Below are 1,083 nucleotides of genomic sequence, written 5' to 3'. Positions count from 1 at the left end.
CGGGCCCGGGAGGCGCGCCTCCCGGGCTACCCAGGCGGCAAATCCGCCCAAACCCGCCAGCCCGAGCAGGGCATTCAGCAGCTGAAACACGAAAAATTGCCGCGTGAGCGCCGCCACGGGCACGTAGAGCAGCAGGAAACCGGGGCTACCATGATGAAACAGCTGCCGAAACTGGCCGTGGGCCAGCTCCTGCACCACCTGCCAGTTGCGCACCGAGTCGTAGTCGGGGGGGCCGACCTCGGGCAGGTGCCAGAGCCGCAGCACGGCCACCGCCAGCAGCGCGGCCACCAGCCAGATGGTGCGCTGCGAACGGCTGAGGTCGTTATTTGCGGTTGGAACAATAGGCATGCGTTGGCGCGAAGGTCGGCAGCCCGGCCCCAACTTCCCATATTCCCCTCTCCCTTTCTCCCCCTACTCATGCGCCTCGTTATTCAGCGCGTTCGCGAAGCCTCCGTTACGGTCGACGACCAGATTACCGGCCAGATTGGGCCGGGCCTGCTGGTGCTGGCCGGCTTCGCCCCCACCGACAACTCCACCTCGCTGGCCTGGATGTGCCGCAAGCTGGTGCAGCTCCGCATTTTCGGCGACGAAAACGGCCAGATGAACCGCAGCGTGCAGGACGTGGGCGGGCAGGTACTGGTGGTGAGCCAGTTCACGCTGCTGGCCGATGCCCGCAAGGGCAACCGCCCCAGCTACATCGGGGCCGCCCCGCCCGCCGTGGCCGAGCCGCTCTACGAGCAGTTTGTGGGCATGGTAGCCGCCGAGCTGGGCCAGCCCGTGCCCACCGGCATTTTCGGGGCCGACATGCAGGTGCGCCTGCTCAACGACGGCCCGGTTACCATCGTGCTCGACTCGCCGGCGTAGCCTTGCCGGCTACTCCAGCACCACCTGCCGGGCCACCGTGCCGCCGGCGGCCGTGAGGCGGAGCAGGTACAGGCCTTTGGCCAGCGTGTGGGTGTCGAGCGTGGTATTCAGGGCCTGGTTGTCGGCGGCGGTTATGGCGTGCGTCAGCACCACCTTGCCCAGCGCATCGACCAGCGCCACTTGCCGGGCGCCGCTGTTGCGGGGCCATTCCACGGTGAG

The 1,083-nt window shown here is 68.1% G+C and carries 3 protein-coding genes; 1 reads left to right on the top strand and 2 read right to left on the bottom strand.

Annotated features, from left to right (window positions below; translation table 11 throughout):
• The coding region (locus tag ACYVDE_RS23840) for a hypothetical protein (RefSeq protein ID WP_460504013.1) at positions 1-348 on the bottom strand (348 nt) is incomplete at its 3' end.
• Between the two features lie 69 nt (positions 349-417).
• Here ACYVDE_RS23840 and dtd point away from each other — a divergent pair.
• On the top strand, positions 418-864 hold the full coding sequence (gene dtd / locus ACYVDE_RS23835) for a D-aminoacyl-tRNA deacylase (protein WP_460504012.1): 447 nt from the start codon (positions 418-420) through the stop codon (positions 862-864).
• A 9-nt stretch (positions 865-873) separates the two neighbouring features.
• On the opposite strand, the gene ACYVDE_RS23830 is transcribed toward dtd, so the two are convergent.
• Positions 874-1,083 (bottom strand): T9SS type A sorting domain-containing protein (locus ACYVDE_RS23830; protein ID WP_460504011.1); only part of this gene is annotated, 210 nt, incomplete at its 5' end.

It is taken from the genome of Hymenobacter agri (assembly GCF_054778495.1).
This window is presented reverse-complemented; position numbering and strand designations above follow the sequence as displayed.